At 37.7% G+C, this 18,885-nt stretch carries 17 protein-coding genes, 2 tRNA genes and 1 rRNA gene; all 20 read left to right on the top strand.

What is annotated here, in order from left to right; all coding sequences use genetic code 11:
- The first annotated feature begins 29 nt into the window (after positions 1 to 29).
- Positions 30 to 515: a S1 domain-containing RNA-binding protein gene (locus tag ACXVYO_RS00220; RefSeq protein WP_000021453.1), complete on the top strand. Its 486-nt coding sequence runs from the start codon at positions 30 to 32 to the stop codon at positions 513 to 515.
- A 160-nt stretch (positions 516 to 675) separates the two neighbouring features.
- A tRNA-Met gene (locus tag ACXVYO_RS00215) sits at positions 676 to 749 on the top strand.
- 13 nt (positions 750 to 762) lie between these two features.
- A tRNA-Glu gene (locus tag ACXVYO_RS00210) sits at positions 763 to 834 on the top strand.
- 260 nt (positions 835 to 1,094) lie between these two features.
- Positions 1,095 to 3,566: a stage II sporulation protein E gene (gene spoIIE / locus ACXVYO_RS00205; RefSeq protein ID WP_458465729.1), complete on the top strand. Its 2,472-nt coding sequence runs from the start codon at positions 1,095 to 1,097 to the stop codon at positions 3,564 to 3,566.
- 370 nt (positions 3,567 to 3,936) lie between these two features.
- Positions 3,937 to 5,367, top strand: coding sequence for a tRNA lysidine(34) synthetase TilS (gene tilS / locus ACXVYO_RS00200; RefSeq protein WP_458465728.1), 1,431 nt, complete (start codon positions 3,937 to 3,939; stop codon positions 5,365 to 5,367).
- Positions 5,364 to 5,906 (top strand): hypoxanthine phosphoribosyltransferase, encoded by a 543-nt coding sequence (gene hpt, locus ACXVYO_RS00195; RefSeq protein ID WP_000981838.1) that lies wholly within the window; start codon positions 5,364 to 5,366, stop codon positions 5,904 to 5,906. The genes tilS and hpt overlap by 4 nt, the downstream gene beginning before the upstream one ends.
- Positions 5,907 to 5,991: 85 nt before the next feature.
- Positions 5,992 to 7,893, top strand: coding sequence for an ATP-dependent zinc metalloprotease FtsH (gene ftsH / locus ACXVYO_RS00190; protein ID WP_458465727.1), 1,902 nt, complete (start codon positions 5,992 to 5,994; stop codon positions 7,891 to 7,893).
- A 225-nt stretch (positions 7,894 to 8,118) separates the two neighbouring features.
- Complete coding sequence (locus tag ACXVYO_RS00185) at positions 8,119 to 8,907, top strand: type III pantothenate kinase (protein WP_000578367.1); 789 nt, start codon at positions 8,119 to 8,121, stop codon at positions 8,905 to 8,907.
- A gap of 6 nt (positions 8,908 to 8,913) precedes the next feature.
- Entirely contained in the window at positions 8,914 to 9,789 is an 876-nt protein-coding gene (hslO, locus tag ACXVYO_RS00180) for a redox-regulated molecular chaperone HslO (RefSeq protein WP_458465726.1), read from the top strand.
- A gap of 113 nt (positions 9,790 to 9,902) precedes the next feature.
- Positions 9,903 to 10,826 (top strand): cysteine synthase A, encoded by a 924-nt coding sequence (gene cysK / locus ACXVYO_RS00175; protein ID WP_001261702.1) that lies wholly within the window; start codon positions 9,903 to 9,905, stop codon positions 10,824 to 10,826.
- Between the two features lie 222 nt (positions 10,827 to 11,048).
- Entirely contained in the window at positions 11,049 to 12,446 is a 1,398-nt protein-coding gene (pabB, locus tag ACXVYO_RS00170) for an aminodeoxychorismate synthase component I (protein WP_458465725.1), read from the top strand.
- 5 nt (positions 12,447 to 12,451) lie between these two features.
- On the top strand, positions 12,452 to 13,039 hold the full coding sequence (pabA, locus tag ACXVYO_RS00165; protein WP_458465724.1) for an aminodeoxychorismate/anthranilate synthase component II: 588 nt from the start codon (positions 12,452 to 12,454) through the stop codon (positions 13,037 to 13,039).
- On the top strand, positions 13,033 to 13,905 hold the full coding sequence (gene pabC / locus ACXVYO_RS00160) for an aminodeoxychorismate lyase (protein ID WP_458465723.1): 873 nt from the start codon (positions 13,033 to 13,035) through the stop codon (positions 13,903 to 13,905). Before pabA ends, pabC begins: the two co-directional genes overlap by 7 nt.
- Positions 13,880 to 14,740 carry a dihydropteroate synthase gene (folP, locus tag ACXVYO_RS00155; protein ID WP_458465722.1) on the top strand — a complete coding sequence of 287 codons (861 nt, stop codon included), beginning with the start codon at positions 13,880 to 13,882 and terminating at the stop codon, positions 14,738 to 14,740. Before pabC ends, folP begins: the two co-directional genes overlap by 26 nt.
- Positions 14,741 to 15,103: a dihydroneopterin aldolase gene (folB, locus tag ACXVYO_RS00150; protein ID WP_000358076.1), complete on the top strand. Its 363-nt coding sequence runs from the start codon at positions 14,741 to 14,743 to the stop codon at positions 15,101 to 15,103.
- A complete protein-coding gene (folK, locus tag ACXVYO_RS00145; protein ID WP_001059441.1) occupies positions 15,100 to 15,615 on the top strand; it encodes a 2-amino-4-hydroxy-6-hydroxymethyldihydropteridine diphosphokinase in 516 nt (171 codons plus the stop codon). Before folB ends, folK begins: the two co-directional genes overlap by 4 nt.
- Complete coding sequence (locus tag ACXVYO_RS00140) at positions 15,567 to 15,770, top strand: helix-turn-helix domain-containing protein (RefSeq protein ID WP_000387029.1); 204 nt, start codon at positions 15,567 to 15,569, stop codon at positions 15,768 to 15,770. The genes folK and ACXVYO_RS00140 overlap by 49 nt, the downstream gene beginning before the upstream one ends.
- Before the next feature lie 23 nt (positions 15,771 to 15,793).
- Complete coding sequence (gene dusB, locus ACXVYO_RS00135) at positions 15,794 to 16,792, top strand: tRNA dihydrouridine synthase DusB (protein ID WP_000912237.1); 999 nt, start codon at positions 15,794 to 15,796, stop codon at positions 16,790 to 16,792.
- Between the two features lie 159 nt (positions 16,793 to 16,951).
- A complete protein-coding gene (gene lysS, locus ACXVYO_RS00130) occupies positions 16,952 to 18,451 on the top strand; it encodes a lysine--tRNA ligase (RefSeq protein WP_000369672.1) in 1,500 nt (499 codons plus the stop codon).
- Positions 18,452 to 18,824: 373 nt separating this feature from the next.
- Positions 18,825 to 18,885 (top strand): 16S ribosomal RNA (locus ACXVYO_RS00125); the annotation flags it as partial.

Raw genomic sequence — 18,885 nt, 5'->3', positions numbered from 1 at the left:
TTTAACCACTAAGGAGGAGCATTTTTTTTATGTCAATCGAGGTAGGCAGCAAGTTACAGGGTAAAGTAACAGGTATTACAAATTTTGGGGCTTTTGTGGAGCTGCCAGAAGGCTTAACGGGTCTTGTTCATATTAGTGAAGTTGCTGATAATTATGTGAAAGATATTAACGATCACTTAAAAGTGGGCGACCAAGTAGAAGTAAAAGTTATTAACGTTGAAAAAGATGGCAAGATCGGTCTATCTATTAAAAAAGCGAAAGAGCGCGAAAAAACAGAAGGAGATCGTCCACGTGGTGAATACCAACGCGGTGGCGGCGATCAACAACGTTCTGGACGTCCACAACGTAATCGTTCTTTCAACAGAGATAATCGTGGCGGCGGTAACGAACGAGCTCCAAAAGAAACATTCGAGCAAAAGATGGCACGTTTCTTAAAGGATAGTGAAGATCGTTTAACTTCTTTAAAGCGTAACACAGAATCTAAACGTGGTGGCCGTGGCGCACGTCGCGGATAATAAGAACGTTTAATTCTTAGCATATAGAGAGGTACCCAGGGCGATTGCTCAGGGTGCTTTTTTATATGTGAAAATATATTTTTAAAAAAGTTTTCAAGATGTGTTGACTTTAATTTATATCTGATGTAAGATACTAATTGTCCGTTAAATAAGACGACATGGCGGTGTAGCTCAGCTGGCTAGAGCGTACGGTTCATACCCGTGAGGTCGGGGGTTCGATCCCCTCCGCCGCTATATTTAATTTAACGGCCCGTTGGTCAAGTGGTTAAGACACCGCCCTTTCACGGCGGTAACACGGGTTCGAATCCCGTACGGGTCATCCTAAAAAGATCATGCAAATTTGCATGATCTTTTTTTGTTAAATAAATTAAGACATACAACACTTCTACAAAATCACCCTATATTTTCTGAATGTTCGATTAAAATATTAAGGATACATTAAATACCGTGTATATATGTAGAGTTATTTCGAATAAAAAGTCGAACGATTATAAAAGTGAAAACTGTTGTTTTGACAAAAATCCCAATAATCATCTTTTATAATGACAGTAATTAAACTATGCAGGTGGTGTTAAAAATATGCCTAAAGCAGGAAGGAATACTATGAATACAAGTGCATTGGCAATGAATGAGAGTCAGCTTGGAGCAGTAAAGTGGACAAGTAAGTTGCGAATGAAGTTTGAACAAGTTTTCTTTAGATGGGGATTCATTATTGTTGTTATTGGTTTTCTTTTGGGACGAGCATATATATTAACAAACATTTTACCGTTTGCACTGCCGTTTTTTGCTGCTGTTTATGTTATGAAGCGGGATAAAATGCCGCTCGCGTTCTTGGCTCTAATGGGGGGCGCACTTTCAGTTTCGATAGATAATTTATTCTTTACCTTTGCATCTATTTTTACTTTCTTCATTTATAATATCTTCTTTAGTAGGTTTACACGTAAAACTGTTGGACTTGTTCCATTCCAAGTATTTATCTCCGCATTAACCGCACATTTAGTTGTCGTATATTTTGCGCAACAAACTGTTACCATGTACGATTTACTCGTTAGTACGATTGAGGCAGGGCTTAGCTTCGTATTAACTATGATATTTTTACAAAGTGTTCCGCTTTTAGTCGAACGAAAAGGTAAACAACAAGCGCTAGAGACAGAAGAAGTTGTTTGTTTAATTATATTACTAGCATCTGTTTTAACTGGTACAACAGATTGGTTTGTATATGACGCTTCTATTCAGCATATTTTTACTAGGTATTTAGTGCTCGTGTTTGCATTTATCGCGGGGGCTGCTACGGGATCTACAGTGGGGGTCGTCACTGGATTAATATTAAGTTTAGCGAATGTCTCCAGTTTGTCTCAACTTAGTCTGCTTGCTTTTTCTGGGTTGCTTGGTGGTTTGTTAAAAGAAGGGAAGCGTTTAGGTGTTAGTTTAGGTCTATTAATTGGGACGAGCTTGATTACGCTATATGTAGACAAGCAAACAAACATAGTGACAACTTTAATTGAATCCGGTGTGGCGATTGCGTTCTTCTTATTAACACCGAAACTTGTTATGGATCGTATTGCTAAATTCATGCCAGGCACACAGGAACATTCGCAAGATCAACAACAGTATTTAAGAAGGATGCGTGATGTTACAGCGAATAAAATTAATCAATTTGCCAATGTATTTGCTGCTTTATCTAATAGCTTTTCTGTATATGGATATGTGGAGGAGGAAGATAAAGAGACGGAGGCAGATTTGTTCTTAAGTACAATTACTGCAAAAACATGTCAAACATGCTTTAAAAAGGATCAATGCTGGGTAGTTAATTTCGATAAAACGTACGATTATATGAAACAAATAATGAGTGAAACGGAAGAGGGGACGTTGCAGCATAATCGGAAGTTAGTTCGTGAATGGGACAAACATTGTGTGAGAGGAAAGAAAGTGACGGATTTAGTAGCTGGTGAATTAGATCATTTCTATGAGGGGCAGAAATTACGAAAACAAATGAAGGAAAATCGTAGAATAGTAGCGGAGCAACTGTTAGGTGTATCAAAAGTTATGGAGGATTTTGCTAAGGAGATACAAAGAGAACGAGAAAATCATCAAGTACAAGAAGAACAGATTTTGCAAGCGTTTCGTGATTTTGGCGTAGAAATAGAGCACGTTGATATTTATTGTTTAGATAGAGGAAGTATTGATATTGAAATGCTGATTCCGGTTGCATCTAATGAACATGGAGAGTGTGAAAAATTAGTTGCACCGATGCTTTCTGATATTCTCAAGGAAAATATAGTTGTTAAACATGAAGAAAAGTCTTCTTATCCGAACGGTCACAGCTTAATATCATTTGGTTCAGCAAAGACGTATTCTCTTGATACTGGATTGGCCACAGCTGCAAAAGGCGGTGGGTTTGTTTCGGGTGATTCTTACGCGATGATGGATCTAAGCGTCGGTAAATATGCGCTTGCAATTAGTGATGGTATGGGAAATGGGCAAAGGGCTCATATGGAGAGTAAAGAAACGGTGAAATTATTACAAAAAATACTTCAATCAGGCATTGATGAGGAAATAGCGATTAAGTCTATCAATTCTATTCTTTCTTTAAGAACAACAGAAGAGATGTTTACGACGTTAGATTTAGCCATGGTAGATTTGCGAGATGCGAGTGCGAAGTTTTTAAAGATTGGATCGACACCGAGTTTTGTTAAACGCGCGAATAATATTTTGAAAATTGAGGCAAGTAATTTGCCGATGGGGATTATTGAGGATGTTGAAGTTGATGTAGTAGGTGAACAATTAAAAACGGGTGATATTCTTATTATGATGAGTGATGGGATTTTTGAGGGAGCACAACATGTGGAGAATCATGAACTATGGATGAAACGAAAAATTAAAGAATTACAAACCGAAGATCCACAAGAAATTGCTGATATCATTATGGAAGAGGTGATTCGCTCTGGTGATGGTTATATAAATGACGATATGACCATTGTTGTGGCGAAAGTGAAGAAAAATATGCCGAAGTGGGCTACGATTCCAATTGTAGGAATGCAGGCACAATAAAGTGAAACTTTAATCAGTGGGGGGCTTCATCCCCCACTGATTATTAGCCCGCACCAATCGGGCTTTTACGGGCAGTTGATTCCCTAACTAACTTCTTTGTCTTCACTGAATTTTGAGGTGGGGGGCTTACTGCCCGTTAATGCGGGATAAACTTTAAGTGTGATATTTCTTTCTAAAAACCTAGGTGGATGCCTAGGTTTTTTTGCTTTAAAAGATAATGTTATTATTTTTGTGAATATGTACGGATGATGTAAGATAAAAAATGTAATTTTTGTATATCTTTTTTTTGCACAATGTTTGTAAAAGTTGTACCATTATAAACAAGGTAACTAACGTTGCTGTTCTTGTTTAATGAAAGGTGATTACGAAGTTGAAAGATACATTTGTTGAAAAGGTAGATGACTTTGTAAAGCAGCATGATGTATTAAAGGAACGTTCAACAATTGTTGTAGGGGTTTCTGGTGGCCCTGACTCTTTGGCTCTTCTATATTATTTGTTAGAAAGAAGAGCAGCAAAACAGTTTGAAATTGTAGTGGCACATGTGGATCATATGTTTAGAGGTGATGAATCTCATGAGGACCTACAGTTTGTGCAGGACCTTTGTAAGGGACTGGGAGTTATTTGCGAAACGATAAGGATTAATGTGTCGCAATATCAACAGCAATACGGGATGAATGCACAAGTTGCTGCTAGAGAATGCAGATATGCATTTTTGGAAAGAATAATGAAGAAATATGATGCGAGATATGTAGCTCTTGGACATCATGGTGATGACCAAGTAGAGACGATTTTAATGCGCCTTGTGCGAGGGAGTACTTCGAAAGGATATGCAGGCATTGCAGTGAAGCGTCCTTTTCATAATGGATATTTAATTAGGCCGTTACTTGGAGTAACGAAGGAAGAAATTGTTGATTACTGTAATAAGCTAAAAATAATTCCTCGTATAGATCCAAGTAATAAAAAGGAAGTATATACAAGGAATCGATTACGTAAATATGTCCTTCCGCATTTGAAAGAAGAAAATTCAAAAGTGCATGAGAAATTCCAAAAATTTAGCATGCAGATGCAAGAGGATGAGGCGTATTTGCAGGAATTAGCTTTTGAGAAAATGAATAAAGTAATTACAAAAAAAAGTGATAAACAAATTAGCTTATCAATTCCTGCCTTTGAATCCATGTCTATGCCTTTACAAAGAAGAGGGATTCAACTAATATTAAACTATCTTTATGAATATAAGATTCCATCTTCTCTTTCCTCTATACATATTGACAAAGTGATTGAGTTTTTTAAGCGGACACAACCTTCGGGTTCACTTGATTTCCCAGGTGATTTAAAAATTGTTCGCGCATACGAGGAGTGCAACTTTGGATTTAAACAAGAAATTGTTTCTCCTTTTTTACAAGATTTATCAGTGCCGGGGACAATTACGCTATCGAACGGGGATAAGCTTGTAGCAGAGGTGAGCGAAGATATACCAAGTAACATGAATGAAACAGTATTTGTTGCTAAGTATAATGATATATCATATCCACTCCGAATTCGTTCTAGAGAAAATGGAGATCGTATGTCAATACAAGGTATGAATGGCACAAAAAAGATAAAAACTATTTTTATCGAAGCAAAAGTACCAAGAGAAAAAAGAGAAGAATGGCCGGTCGTTTGTGATGCAAGTGGGAATATTATTTGGATACCCTTGTTGAAGCGATCTACATTTGCTATCTCGAAAGAGATGGCAAAGAAGGATAAATATATGATTATTCACTACAAAAGCAAGGAGTCTTCCGGGAGGATAATGAAATGATGAATCAAGATATCGAAAAAGTATTAATTTCTGAAGAACAAATACAAGAAAAGGTGCTCGAATTAGGCGCAATTATTGCAGAGGATTATAAAAATACAGTACCTCTTGCAATCGGCGTATTAAAGGGTGCAATGCCATTCATGGCAGATTTATTAAAGAGAACAGATACATATCTTGAAATGGACTTTATGGCTGTATCTAGTTACGGTCACTCTACTGTTTCAACAGGCGAAGTGAAAATTTTAAAAGACCTTGATACTTCTGTAGAAGGTCGCGATATTTTAATCGTTGAAGATATTATTGATAGCGGTCTTACGCTAAGCTACTTAGTAGACCTATTTAAATATCGTAAAGCGAAGTCTGTAAAAATTGTTACGTTATTAGATAAGCCGACAGGCCGTAAGGTAGATTTAAAAGCGGATTATGTTGGGTTTACTGTTCCACATGAATTTGTTGTAGGGTATGGATTAGATTATAAAGAGCAGTACCGTAATCTTCCTTATGTAGGAGTATTAAAACCAAGTGTTTACTCAAATTAATTAAATACAGGCGTCACAATTGTATAGGAAAGTTTTTCCATGTTACGATTTACTATAGTGTTTATGCCGTGAGAGGAGGTTAGGAATGAATCGTATCTTCCGTAATACCATCTTTTATTTACTGATATTCCTAGTAGTAATTGGAATCGTGAGCTATTTTAATGGTTCGACACAAAAAACGACATCAGTTAGCTACGATAAATTCATTACTAAACTAGAAAAAGGTGAAGTGCGTAATGTGCAACTTCAACCGAAAAATGGTGTATTTGAGGTAAAAGGACAATTTAACAACTCTAGCCAAGGAGAACAATTTGTTACTTATGCACCAAATACTGAGGAATTACAAAAGAAAATTAATGACAAAGCGCAAGGTGCTGAAGTTAAGTATCAACCAGCAGAAGAAACAAGTGCTTGGGTAACGTTCTTTACTTCTATCATTCCGTTTGTTATTATCTTCATTTTATTCTTCTTCTTATTAAACCAGGCTCAGGGCGGCGGTAGCCGTGTTATGAACTTCGGGAAAAGTAAGGCGAAGTTATATAATGACGAAAAGAAAAAAGTTCGTTTCAGAGATGTTGCTGGAGCGGATGAAGAGAAACAAGAGCTTGTTGAGGTAGTTGAATTCTTGAAAGACCCTCGTAAGTTCGCTGAAGTTGGTGCCCGTATTCCGAAGGGTGTTCTATTAGTAGGACCTCCAGGTACAGGTAAAACTTTACTAGCACGTGCCGTTGCAGGTGAGGCAGGCGTTCCATTCTTCTCTATCAGTGGTTCTGATTTCGTAGAGATGTTCGTCGGTGTCGGTGCATCACGTGTGCGTGATTTATTCGAAAATGCAAAGAAAAATGCTCCTTGTATCATTTTCATTGATGAAATTGATGCAGTAGGACGTCAACGTGGCGCAGGTCTTGGTGGTGGCCATGATGAGCGCGAACAAACGTTGAACCAATTACTTGTTGAAATGGATGGATTCGGTGCAAACGAAGGTATTATTATCATCGCTGCAACAAACCGTCCTGATATTCTTGATCCAGCGTTATTACGTCCAGGTCGTTTTGACCGTCAAATTACAGTAGATCGTCCAGATGTAAATGGCCGTGAAGCTGTACTGAAAGTACATGCTCGTAATAAACCGCTTGATGATCATATCAACTTAAGAGCAATTGCAACTCGTACACCAGGGTTCTCTGGTGCTGATCTTGAAAACTTATTAAACGAAGCTGCTTTAGTAGCTGCGCGTCAAGATAAGAAGAAAATTGATATGAGTGACATTGATGAAGCGACGGATCGTGTTATTGCAGGTCCAGCTAAGAAAAGTCGTGTTATCTCTGAAAAAGAACGTAATATCGTTGCATTCCATGAAGCTGGCCATACTGTAATTGGTGTTGTCCTTGATGAAGCAGATATCGTTCATAAAGTAACAATTGTCCCTCGTGGTCAAGCTGGTGGATATGCAGTAATGCTTCCGAAAGAAGATCGTTACTTCATGACAAAACCAGAGTTACTTGATAAAATCACTGGTTTACTTGGTGGTCGAGTAGCTGAAGAGATTGTGTTTGGTGAAGCAAGCACAGGTGCTCACAATGACTTCCAACGTGCGACTGGTATTGCAAGACGTATGGTTACGGAATTCGGTATGAGTGATAAGCTTGGACCGATGCAATTCGGTAGCTCACAAGGTGGTCAAGTGTTCTTAGGAAGAGATTTCCATTCGGAACAAAACTACAGTGATGCAATTGCACATGAAATCGATGTGGAAATGCAAACTATTATAAAAGAATGTTATGCTCGCGCGGAACAAATTCTTACTGAAAAACGTGATAAGCTAGATATTATTGCGAAAACGTTACTTGAAGTAGAAACGTTAGATGCAGAGCAAATCAATCATTTATATGATTATGGCAGATTGCCAGAGCGTCCAACATCTTCAGATGATGTGAAAGTAAACATCAATATGAAGAAGGACGATGAAGAATCAGAAGATAAGTAAGAGATGAAGGAGTGACGATGGTCACTCCTTTTTTTATTTGTGGAACGAAATGAAGTAGAAAAAGAATTTAAATAAATTTGGTATTAAAAATTGAAATAGAGCGTAATCTTTTTGTAAAATGATGAGGATAGAAAAGCTGATTATATAAGTATGTGTGATATGATGTTTTTATAAGTTTTATACATACTGAACAAATATAGATTAAATAAGATAAGTGGTGAGAATATGATTTTTGTATTGGATGTAGGGAACACAAATGCTGTGCTAGGCGTGTTTGAAGAGGGGGAACTTCGTCAACATTGGCGCATGGAAACAGATCGTCATAAGACAGAAGATGAATATGGAATGCTTGTAAAGCAGTTGCTTGAGCATGAAGGTCTTTCGTTTGAAGATGTGAAAGGTATTATCGTGTCTTCAGTCGTACCACCAATTATGTTTGCTTTAGAGCGCATGTGTGAAAAATATTTTAAAATTAAACCGCTTGTAGTAGGTCCTGGAATAAAAACGGGGCTAAATATTAAATATGAAAATCCACGTGAAGTAGGCGCGGACCGAATTGTAAATGCGGTAGCAGGAATCCACTTATACGGAAGTCCGCTTATTATTGTCGATTTTGGTACGGCTACTACATACTGTTATATTAACGAAGAAAAGCATTATATGGGTGGAGTTATTACACCGGGAATTATGATTTCAGCAGAGGCTTTATATAGTAGAGCGGCAAAACTTCCTCGTATTGAAATTACAAAACCAAGCAGTGTTGTTGGAAAGAATACGGTAAGTGCGATGCAATCTGGTATTCTTTATGGTTATGTTGGACAAGTGGAAGGTATTGTTAAGCGTATGAAAGAGGAAGCTAAACAAGAACCGAAAGTTATTGCAACAGGTGGATTGGCGAAATTAATTTCAGAGGAATCGAATGTAATTGATGTTGTAGATCCATTTTTAACATTAAAAGGTTTGTATATGTTATACGAGCGTAATGCAAATTTACAGCATGAGAAAGGTGAATAAATGAGTATGAAAGATTATTTAGTAAAAGCGTTAGCGTTTGATGGAGAAGTGCGTGCATATAGTGTACGTACTACAAACACAGTAAGTGAGGCGCAAAGACGTCATGATACATGGAGAACAGCTTCAGCGGCACTTGGTCGTTCTTTAACTGCAGGTACAATGATGGGCGCAATGTTAAAAGGTGACCAAAAGTTAACGATTAAGGTAGAAGGTAATGGTCCGATTGGTCCCATCTTAGTAGATGCTCATGCAAATGGGGATGTACGTGGTTATGTAACGAATCCGCATGTTGATTTTGAAGGAACGGAACAAGGGAAATTACGTGTATATCAAGCGGTAGGTACTGAAGGGTTTGTAACAGTAATTAAAGATATTGGTATGCGTGAGCCGTTTATTGGTCAATCTCCAATTGTTTCAGGAGAATTAGGGGAAGACTTCACGTATTATTTTGCAGTTTCTGAGCAAACACCTTCTTCTGTAGGAGTTGGCGTTCTTGTAAATGGAGATGACAGCGTATTAGCGGCAGGTGGATTTATCCTTCAAATTATGCCAGGTGCACAGGAAGAAACAATTTCATTCATTGAAGATCGTTTGCAGAACATTCCTCCTGTATCAACGTTAATCGAACAAGGGCTTTCTCCAGAAGAGTTACTGTATGCAGTTCTTGGAGAAGATAAAGTAAAAGTATTAGAAACGATGGATGTTCAATTTAATTGCACATGCTCACGCGAACGTATTGAGAGTGTGTTAATTAGTTTAGGTAAAACAGAGTTAGAGCAAGTTCGTGCAGAAGAAGAAGAGACAGAAGTTCATTGTCATTTCTGTAATGAGCGATACAAGTTCTCTAAAGACGATATTACAAATTTAATTGAGAGTTTGTAATAAGGAAGTTAAGGGGATTCACCCTCTAAATAGATTGACAAACAGGGAATTTTCTGACAAAATCTAAATATAGACAAAACCAATAAAAATACTCGGTGTTAGGAGTGACAGGAATGCGAGTGGCACAATCAGTTTCAGAATTAATCGGGAAAACGCCGATCGTTAAGTTGAACCGCATCGTAGAATCAGACAGCGCAGATATATACTTAAAATTAGAATTTATGAATCCGGGGAGCAGCGTTAAAGATCGTATTGCATTAGCTATGATTGAAGATGCTGAAAAAAAAGGATTATTAAAAGAAGGCGATACAATCATTGAGCCGACAAGTGGTAACACAGGAATTGGTTTAGCGATGGTAGCGGCTGCTAAAGGATATAAGGCAATTTTAGTAATGCCAGAAACAATGAGTATTGAGCGTCGTAATTTATTACGTGCTTACGGTGCAGAATTAGTATTGACTCCAGGGCCTGAAGGAATGGGTGGAGCGATTCGTCAAGCGACTGAATTAGCAAAAGAGCATGGCTACTTTATACCACAACAGTTCAAAAACCAATCAAATCCAGAAATTCATCGTTTAACAACAGGGCCAGAAATTGTTGAACAAATGGGCGACCAATTAGATGCATTTATTGCGGGTATTGGTACAGGTGGGACGATTACTGGTGCTGGTGAAGTACTGAAAGAAGCGTATAAAGATATTAAAATTTATGCAGTAGAACCTGCGGATTCACCGGTATTATCTGGTGGGAAACCGGGTCCACATAAAATCCAAGGAATTGGGGCAGGATTCATCCCAGAGACATTGGATGTAGAGGTATATGATGAAATTGTTCAAGTAAAAACAGAGCAAGCATTTGAATATGCAAGAAGAGTGGCTAAAGAGGAAGGGATTTTAGTGGGTATCTCTTCTGGAGCGGTTATTTATGCGGCAACAGAAATTGCGAAAAAGTTAGGTAAAGGGAAAAAGGTACTTGTTATTATCCCAAGTAACGGTGAACGTTATTTAAGTACACCACTTTATCAATTTGAGTCTTAATTATATGTGATTGAAAAAGCATCCTTGGAAAAAAGGATGCTTTTTCTTTTTGGATTGGAAATAGGAAAAGAGTGAATGACTAGAAAACTTCATGTAAAATAAGAGGTAGTATAATTAATTTATTTTCACTAGCCTTCTAGTATAACTACTCTATATACATAAAGAATGTAGTTTGAAGTGGTTAATCTAAGAGGGTGGGATAAAAGAAGACGGGGTGTTGATATGCAACGAAGAAAATCTTTAGCGCTTTCTATTCCATATCATTTAGATTTCTTTAAGCAATATAAATTTCTTTCTAAGGATAAACCGCAACATATTTTGTTAGAGAGTGGACGTGGCGGTCGTTATAACATTGTGGGATTAAACCCAGTAGCGGTAATCCGAGGGAAGGATGAAACGTTACATATAAGCGAAAGTGGTAAGGAAACAATAAAGCGAGGAAACCCATTAGATTTAATGCGGGAATATATGGAGCGATGGGAAACGGACTATAATCCGGAATACCCGCCATTTCAAGGTGGTGCGATTGGTTACTTTAGTTATGATTGCATCCGTTATATTGAAAAACTTCCTTCTCTTGCGGAGGATGACATTAATATACCTGATATATTCTTTTTATTATTTGACGATGTGTTTGTGTATGATCAAGAAGAGAAATTATTATGGATTATTACACATTATGTAGATAAGCTTGAAGAGGCAAAAGAGCGATTAAATGGGTGGAAGGTTCTTTGGGCGACAGAAGCGCCGGAAGTGACTATACCATTTGCATGCCCTGAAAAGAAAAGTGAAGCAGTTGCTTTTACAGAAGAAAGCTTTATGAAGGCGGTTGAATGTATTCAAGAATATATTGGTGCTGGTGATGTGTTCCAAGTAAACTTGTCGACGAGACAAGAAAGAACGTTACAAACACACCCGCTAGAAATTTATACAAGTCTTCGTGAAATTAATCCATCTCCATATATGGGTTACTTGGAGCTTGGAGATTTTCAAATTGTTAGTGGATCGCCAGAGTTGTTAATTAAGAAACAAGGAACCGAAGTAAGTACAAGACCGATTGCTGGAACGAGATCTAGAGGTGCGAATGAGCAAGAGGATGAGGCATTAGCAAGAGAATTAATTGAGAACGAAAAAGAAAGAGCAGAGCACGTCATGCTTGTAGATTTAGAACGAAATGATTTAGGACGTGTTTGTAAATATGGCACTGTAGAAGTAGATGAATTTATGGTAATCGAGAAATACTCACATGTAATGCATATTGTTTCTAATGTGCGTGGTGAGGTGGATGAAGATAAAGATGCCTTTGATTTAGTGAAGGCTGTATTCCCTGGGGGAACAATTACTGGTGCCCCGAAAATACGTACGATGGAAATTATTGAAGAATTAGAACCTGTTCGCAGAGGGATTTATACAGGTTCAATCGGTTGGATCGGTTATTCTGGAGATACAGAATTGAATATTGTAATTAGAACACTTCTTGCTAAAGATGGAAAGGCTCATGTACAAGCAGGAGCGGGAATTGTAATTGATTCAAATCCGGAAAATGAATATAAAGAGTCGTTAAAAAAGGCGATTGCTTTATGGCGTGCAAAAGAACGTAGTGAAGAAACGGTTAGGTGAGAGAAATGATATTAATGATTGATAATTATGATTCTTTTACATTTAATTTAGTGCAGTTTCTAGGAGAACTTGGACAAGAGCTTGTTGTTAAACGTAACGATGAAGTGACTGTTTCAGATGTTGAGAATATGAAACCAGACTTTTTAATGATTTCACCAGGTCCGTGTAGTCCGAATGAAGCAGGTATTAGTATGGAGGTTATTCAATACTTTGCTGGAAAGATCCCGATTTTTGGGGTTTGTCTTGGGCACCAATCGATTGCACAAGTGTTTGGTGGAGAGGTTGTTCGTGCGGAGCGCTTAATGCATGGGAAAACGTCGCTTATGCATCATGACGGAAAGACGATTTTTTCGGATATTCCTAATCCGTTTACTGCGACGCGCTATCATTCCCTTATCGTTAAGAAAGAGACGTTACCTGACTGCTTAGAGGTAACATCTTGGACGGAAGAAGGGGAAATTATGGCGCTCCGTCATACAACGTTACCGATTGAAGGTGTACAGTTCCATCCGGAATCGATTATGACTTCCCACGGGAAAGAGTTGTTGCAGAATTTCATTCGTAAATACAGTCCAAGTGTGACATCATGTTAATTTACGTAAATGGTGAGTATGTAGAAGCAAATGAAGCAAGAATTTCTCCTTATGACCATGGTTATTTATATGGTCTTGGAGTTTTTGAGACATTTCGTATTTATAATGGTCATCCTTTCTTATTGGATGATCATTATGACCGTTTAATAGATGCGCTGGATACATTGCAGATTAAATGGACAATGACGAAAGATGAAGTATTGCTTATTTTGAAGAACCTACTCGTTAAGAATGAATTAGAGCATGCATATGTTCGTTTTAATGTATCGGCGGGTATAGATGAAATTGGATTGCAAACGGAAATGTATGAAGAGCCGTCTGTTATTGCTTTTATAAAACCTTTAGCAGCCCCGGGAGATGTAGTGGAAAAAGAAGGGGTTGTTTTAAAGCAAGTACGAAATACACCAGAGGGTGCGTCTCGCTTGAAGTCTCATCATTATTTAAATAACATTTTAGGAAAACGTGAAATTGGAAATGTTGTGAATAAGGAAGGTATTTTCCTTACTGAAGCAGGTTATGTTGCAGAGGGGATTGTTTCGAATCTCTTTTTCGTAAAAGGTGATATTTTATATACACCTTCGTTAAAAACGGGGATTTTAAATGGTATCACTCGTGCATTTATTATAAAGGTTGCTGAAGAGTTAGGTATAGAAGTAAAGGAAGGTTTCTTTACAAGAGATGAATTACTTTCAGCTGATGAAGTTTTCGTAACAAACTCGATTCAAGAAATTGTTCCACTTTATCATGTAGAAGGACGAGATTTCCCGGGTAAAGTAGGTATGGTTACAAAAAGGTTTATGAGTCTTTATGAAATGCAGAGAGAAAAATTGTGGAGCAGAAATGAATTGCGAAGAGGAGATGTGTAGTTTGAAGTGGGATTATGATTTGCGCTGCGGCGAATATACATTGAACTTAAATGAAAAAACCTTAATTATGGGGATTTTAAATGTAACGCCAGATTCGTTTTCTGATGGTGGGAGTTACAACGAGGTAGAGGCTGCGGTGCGCCATGCGAAAGAAATGCGAGATGAAGGTGCTCATATTATTGATATCGGCGGTGAATCTACTCGCCCGGGTTTTGCTAAAGTATCAGTGGAAGAAGAAATAAAGCGAGTTGTTCCGATGATTCAGGCAGTTTCAACAGAAGTAAAATTGCCTATTTCTATCGACACGTATAAAGCTGAAGTTGCAAAACAAGCAATAGAGGCGGGTGCTCATATTATTAATGATATTTGGGGAGCGAAGGCGGAACCGAAAATCGCTGAAGTTGCAGCTCATTACGATGTACCTATCATTTTAATGCATAATCGCGATAACATGAATTATCGCAATTTAATGGCTGATATGGTTGCTGATTTATATGACAGTATTAAAATTGCTAAAGATGCTGGTGTGCGAGATGAGAATATCATTTTAGACCCAGGCATCGGTTTTGCTAAAACACCTGAACAAAATTTAGAAGCGATGCGTAATTTAGAACAGTTAAACGTACTAGGTTACCCAGTGCTGTTAGGTACTTCAAGAAAGTCCTTTATTGGGCATGTGCTAGATTTACCGGTAGAGGAACGTCTTGAGGGAACGGGAGCTACCGTTTGTCTCGGTATTGAAAAGGGCTGTGAGTTTGTTCGGGTTCATGATGTGAAGGAAATGGCGCGTATGGCTAAGATGATGGACGCGATGATTGGTAAGGGGGTAAAGTAATTGGATAAAATCTATGTTCATGATATGGAGTTTTACGGTTATCATGGTGTATTCCCAGAGGAAAATAAATTGGGTCAGAGATTTAAAGTGGACTTAACGGTGGAATTGGATTTGAAGCAGGCGGGAGAAAGTGATGACTTAGAGCATTCTGTCAATTATGGAGAGCTTTTCGAATTATGTAGAAAAGTTGTTGAAGATAGAACGTATAAGCTTGTAGAGAGTATCGCTGAAAATATTGCTGCAGATATATTGAAACAATATGAGAGTATTTTCCGTTGTACAATTAAAGTAATTAAACCAGATCCGCCGATACCTGGGCATTATCGTGCTGTAGCAGTGGAAATTACGAGAGAACGTCCATGAATAATATAGCTTACATTGCATTAGGTTCAAATATCGGAGAACGTCACACATATTTAACTGAAGCGATTCAGTTTCTAAATAAAAATCCTTATATCCAAGTTGAGGATGTTTCGTCTGTATATGAAACGGAACCAGTTGGTTATACTGACCAAAGTTGCTTTTTAAATTTAGTTGTAAAAATTTCTACCAATTTATCACCGCAAGAGTTATTGAAAGTTACACAAAGAGTAGAGAATGATTTAGGAAGAAAAAGGGAAATTAGATGGGGTCCGAGGACCATCGACCTTGACATTTTACTATATAATCAAGAAAATATTGAAGCAGAGAATCTTATTGTTCCGCATCCACGGATGTTCGAAAGAGCTTTTGTTATCGTTCCGTTGTTAGAGATTAATCAAGATATTAAACAAAACATTTCACGTTCACAAGTAGAAGAAATGAAAAGGCGAGAGGGAGTAACGGTATGGAAGCAGAAAAATGGGGAAGACGCATTCGTGCTTTTCGAAAGCTAAAAGGCTATACGCAAGAAGGTTTTGCTAAAGAGTTAGGGGTATCTGTATCTGTTTTAGGTGAAGTTGAGAGAGGGAATCGATCACCTTCCCAAGATTTTGTAGTGGAAGTTGCTAAGGCATTGAAGGTTTCGGTGGAGGAATTAATGCCAAAGTGACTATGAAGGAAGGAGTAAGTCGAGTGTTAAAGATCGCAAATATTGAGATGAAAAACCCGGTTGTATTAGCACCGATGGCGGGAGTATGTAATTCTGCATTCCGTTTGACAGTAAAAGAATTTGGTGCAGGCCTAGTTTGTGCTGAAATGGTAAGTGATAAAGCGATATTACTTAATAACAAAAGAACATTAGATATGTTATATATTGATGAAAGAGAAAAGCCATTAAGTTTACAAATTTTCGGTGGAGAGAAAGAAACTCTTGTAGATGCTGCGAAATATGTAGATAAATATACGACAGCAGACATTATTGATATTAATATGGGGTGCCCAGTACCGAAAATCATTAAGTGTGATGCGGGAGCAAAGTGGCTTTTAGACCCGAATAAAATATATGAAATGGTAGCGGCAGTTGTAGATGCTGTTGAAAAGCCAGTTACAGTTAAGATGCGTATTGGTTGGGATGCAGATCATATTTTCGCAATTGAGAATGCGAAAGCTGTTGAGCGTGCTGGCGGACAAGCGGTAGCGGTTCATGGGCGTACACGAGTACAAATGTATGAAGGGAAAGCGGATTGGGATATTATTAAACAAGTAAAGCAAGCTGTAAATATCCCGGTTATCGGAAATGGTGATGTCGAAACGCCACAAGATGCAAAGCGAATGCTTGATGAAATTGGTGTAGATGGTGTTATGATTGGTCGCGCTGCCCTTGGAGACCCATGGATGATTTATCGTACGGTAAAGTATTTAGAGACAGGTGAATTAATGCCGGAACCGACAGTGCGTGAGAAAATTGACGTGTGTATGTTGCATCTAGATCGTCTTATCGATTTAAAGAACGAAAATGTCGCTGTAAGAGAGATGAGAAAGCATGCAGCTTGGTATTTAAAGGGTGTTCGAGGTAATGCAACTGTACGCAATGGTATCAATGCTTGTAATACACGTGAAGACCTTGCGAATGTATTAGGTGCATTTGTAGAAGAAGTAGAAGCGAAACAACAAACAATTCACGTTGGTTAATAATAGATAGCGAAGATTGACATTCTTCTATACACTTCCTATAATTACGTGAAAGAAAGAAGAACTGCCAGCTAGTTGCTGGCAGTTTTTCTAGTTGAGTAGAAAATGCTATACTGTATATATTGTAAAAATTAATAGAGCTGGAGTGATATCAATACCATGGATAACATGAACCACGAAGAATTAAACGACCAATTGCTTGTTCGTCGTGAAAAGTTACATAACTTACGTGAGCAAGGAATCGATCCGTTCGGTAAACGATTTGAACGTACAAATGCAACAAATGACTTATTAAGCTTATATGGAGAGTTCTCTAAAGAAGAATTAGAAGAGAAAGAAATCTCTGTTTCTATTGCTGGTCGTATTATGACAAAACGCGGTAAAGGAAAAGCTGGATTTGCACATATTCAAGATTTACATGGGCAAGTTCAAATTTATGTTCGTAAAGATGCTGTTGGAGATGAAGAGTACGAATTATTTAAAACAGCAGATTTAGGTGACTTAGTAGGTATTGAAGGTAAAGTATTCAAAACAAACGTTGGAGAACTTTCAGTGAAAGCAACGGGCTTTACACTATTAACGAAATCTCTTCGTCCATTACCGGATAAATATCATGGGTTAAAAGATGTTGAACAACGTTACCGTCAACGTTACTTAGATTTAATTACAAGTATGGAAAGCCGTGAAACATTCGTTACACGTAGTAAGATCATTCGTGAAATGAGAAGATACTTAGATGACAATGGTTACCTTGAAGTGGAAACACCTATGATGCATGCAATTGCTGGTGGAGCTTCTGCACGTCCTTTCATTACGCATCATAATGCGTTAGATATGGAATTATACATGCGTATCGCAATTGAACTTCATTTAAAACGCCTTATTGTGGGTGGGTTAGAGAAAGTTTATGAAATCGGTCGTGTATTCCGTAATGAGGGTGTATCAACTCGTCATAATCCTGAGTTTACAATGATTGAATTATATGAAGCGTATGCTGATTATAAAGATATTATGAAACTAACAGAAAATATGGTTGCTCATATTGCGAAGCAAGTACTAGGTACAACAACAATCCAATATGGTGATTATGAAATTAATCTAGAGCCAGAATGGACACGTCTTCATATGGTAGATGCGATTAAAGAACACTCTGGAGCAGATTTCTGGAATCCAATGAGTGTAGAAGAAGCGCGTGAACTTGCAAAGGAACATAATGTAGGTATTAAGGATACGATGGAAGTTGGTCATATTATAAATGAATTCTTCGAACAAAAAGTAGAAGATAAATTAATCCAACCAACGTTTATTTACGGTCATCCGGTAGAAATTTCGCCACTTGCGAAAAAGAATGACGAAGATCCACGATTCACAGATCGTTTCGAATTATTTATCGTTGCACGTGAACATGCAAATGCATTCACTGAGCTAAATGATCCGATTGATCAAAAAGAACGTTTTGAAGCGCAACTAAAAGAGCGCGAACAAGGTAATGATGAAGCCCACATGATGGATGATGATTATATTGAAGCTCTTGAGTACGGTATGCCTCCTACAGGTGGACTAGGAATTGGTATTGATCGTCTTGTTATGTTATTAACGAATGCACCATCTATTCGTGATGTATTATTATTCCCTGCTATGCGTCATAAACAAGACTAAGCTTTGGAGATTTCTCCAAAGCTTTTTTTATTTGATCAAGAGCTACGTGGGGATAGTAGCTCTTGATGGTGCGAGAAATTATATTTATATAGAAGAAATGTGCTGTTTTTATACTTTTTTACTAAGTTAAAAATTTTATTAGAAAAACTATTGCATTTTAATAATCAAACTGGTATATTTATATTCGTTGCCACGAAAGGTAACAAGCAAAACAAACGAAAAACAACTTATTGAAAAAAGTTGTTGACGAAAATATAACGAAATGTTATATTAATAAAGTCGCTTCTGAGCGACAGACAAGTTCTTTGAAAACTGAACGAAACAAACAACGTGAAACGTCAATTTTTATTTTTAGATGCTAGACAAACTAACTTTATTGGAGAGTTTGATCCTGGCTCAGGATGAACGCTGGCGGCGTGCCTAATACATGCAAG

Source organism: Bacillus sp. BC08 (genome assembly GCF_054326875.1).
The sequence above is the reverse complement of the archived record's forward strand: the minus strand, read 5'-3'. Positions and strand labels throughout refer to the sequence as shown.